This is a genomic window from Megasphaera sp. ASD88 (genome assembly GCF_002287425.1).
Taxonomy (GTDB): Bacteria; Bacillota; Negativicutes; order Veillonellales; family Megasphaeraceae; genus Megasphaera; species Megasphaera stantonii.
The window spans coordinates 1-2,113 of the sequence record NZ_NQXW01000049.1 but is presented as its reverse complement, the minus strand read 5'-3'; the positions used below and the strand labels follow the sequence as shown (position 1 = coordinate 2,113).

Here is a 2,113-nt window from a genome sequence, read left to right as displayed (position 1 = left end):
TACACGGAAGATGGATGAAAGATATCCAAAACAGTGGATATCACCATATACATTAGATACTAAAAGGCCGGATTTACATGCCAAGATGTTTCTGTCAAATATATACCCACAACAACTTGACACTGTCTGTATGCCGTCTCATCTTGCTTTTGCTGCCTCCCTTTGTTACAATAAATGCAGTGCATAAGGAGGGTTTGCTGTGAATACAATTTTGCATGAAGTATATGAGTGGGTATATTCCATTATCATAGCGTTGGCCATCGCGATGGTCATTCACATTTTCTTTTTCCAGCCGACACGCGTGTCCGGCGAATCGATGGTGCCGACGCTTCATAACGGCGAATACCTCATTGTGTCCAAGCTGGGACACGTCATGGGCGATGTGCCGGATTACGGCGATATCGTCATCATCGACAGCCGCGTGCTGTACGAGCGGACCTGGAAAGACGATGTGACGGAGCCTATGAACAATTACCTGGCCTTTTTCAATCATGACTTGCAGACAAAAAACGTCTGGGTCAAGCGGGTCATCGGCCGGCCCGGCGATACGCTGGCCTTCCGCGACGGCAAGGTATGGCGCAACGGCGAGCCCTTGGACGAGCCGTATATCAACGAGCCCATGAATTACAGCCGCAAGGACGAAATCAAGATTCCCGAAGGCTATGTATTCTGCATGGGGGACAACCGCAACCACAGCAGCGACAGCCGCTTTATCGGCCCCGTTCCTGTGGATCACGTATTGGGCAAGGTAATTTGGTAGTACCATAATTTCACAAGACAGTTCGCAATCCATCCTGTCGGTAAACAAAACTAGGAAGCTGTACATGACATGAATTTTTATGTATGTATGCCGACGGGTTTGCCTTTGGACAAGCCCGTTTTTTAATTGTAATGAAATGAAGGGAGGCGGCGCTGATGTATAATTTCCTAGCAAATACGAAACGCATGACTATTTCCAGTATGGTCATTGCCTTGTATGTCGTCCTGCTGTATGTGACGCAGGGCGTTTCCTTTGGTCCCTATCAAATCCGAATCGCCACAGCCTTGTATGCATTGGCTTTCGTGTACCCCTTCCTGGTCGTGCCTATGGGGATTGCAAACTTTGCCGCTAATTTCTTGTTTGGCGGCCTGGGACTGCTGGATATGGCCGGCGGCTGTTTGGTCGGCTGGCTGACGACGTGGCTCATCGTGCAGGTCCGCCTGCGGGGCTGGAATGTCTGGCTTGCGGCTCTGCCGATCTGGTGGGTTCCGTCGCTGGGCGTCAGCCTGTGGCTGTCCTACTTATTTGGCCTTCCCTACGGCATGCTCGTCGCGTCGTTGTCGGCAGGACAATTTCTGCCGGCTCTCTGCGGCGTATTTCTCATCCACGCCTTGACCAAGGCATATCGTGTCAATAAGGAGCATATATGAACAGAACAAGTGAAGAATTAAGCCAGCTGGCTTCGTTGGGGAGTCAGCATACGACGTATCGTCAGGATTATGACCCGGGACTGCTGGAAACCTTTGACAACAAGCATCCCGGCCGGGATTATTTTGTCAAATTCAACTGCCCGGAATTTACCAGCCTGTGCCCCAAGACAGGCCAGCCTGACTACGCGACGATTTATATTTCCTATGTGCCGGACCAAAAGATGGTCGAAAGCAAGTCGCTGAAGCTGTACCTGTTCAGCTTCCGCAACCGCGGCGATTTCCATGAAGACTGCGTCAATATCATCATGGACGACTTGATCGCCCTCATGAACCCGAAATATATTGAGGTGTGGGGCAAATTTCTGCCCCGCGGCGGCATCAGCATCGATCCGTACTGCAATTACGGCCGCAAAGGCACACCGTGGGAGCAGGTAGCTTGGCAGCGCCTGTCCCAGCATGATTTGTATCCGGAAAAGGTAGATAATCGGTAAAGCTGCCGGGTTAGTGTAAAATAATTGTGGGAAAACTTTACTGCACAAAAGTGAAGAACATATAAAAAGAGAAGGAACTTCTTTGGTATAATGAAATCACCACAATCTCACGCAAAGGAGTCCTTCTCATGAACATTATACAACAGATTCTTTCTCTCAGTACAGACTTTTTCAACACAAATATGGAATCGTTAGTAACGGGCCAGGCGTCC

The 2,113-nt window shown here is 49.6% G+C and carries 3 protein-coding genes; all 3 read left to right on the top strand.

Annotated elements, in window-relative coordinates; all coding sequences use genetic code 11:
- Positions 1 to 199: 199 nt before the first annotated feature.
- The 3 genes from lepB (at position 200) to queF (ending at position 1,901) form a co-directional block, all read left to right on the top strand.
- Positions 200 to 760, top strand: a complete 561-nt coding sequence (gene lepB / locus CJ260_RS12395; RefSeq protein WP_087477065.1) for a signal peptidase I — start codon at positions 200 to 202, stop codon at positions 758 to 760.
- Between the two features lie 155 nt (positions 761 to 915).
- On the top strand, positions 916 to 1,410 hold the full coding sequence (locus CJ260_RS12390; protein WP_095630428.1) for a QueT transporter family protein: 495 nt from the start codon (positions 916 to 918) through the stop codon (positions 1,408 to 1,410).
- Positions 1,407 to 1,901: a preQ(1) synthase gene (gene queF / locus CJ260_RS12385; protein ID WP_095630427.1), complete on the top strand. Its 495-nt coding sequence runs from the start codon at positions 1,407 to 1,409 to the stop codon at positions 1,899 to 1,901. Before CJ260_RS12390 ends, queF begins: the two co-directional genes overlap by 4 nt.
- The last annotated feature ends 212 nt before the right edge of the window (positions 1,902 to 2,113 follow it).

Coding starts and splice junctions, on each gene's coding strand:
- CJ260_RS12390 (WP_095630428.1), top strand. CDS start 916: ATGTATAATTTCCTAGCAAATACGAAACGCATGACTATTTCCAGTATG.
- queF (WP_095630427.1), top strand. CDS start 1,407: ATGAACAGAACAAGTGAAGAATTAAGCCAGCTGGCTTCGTTGGGGAGT.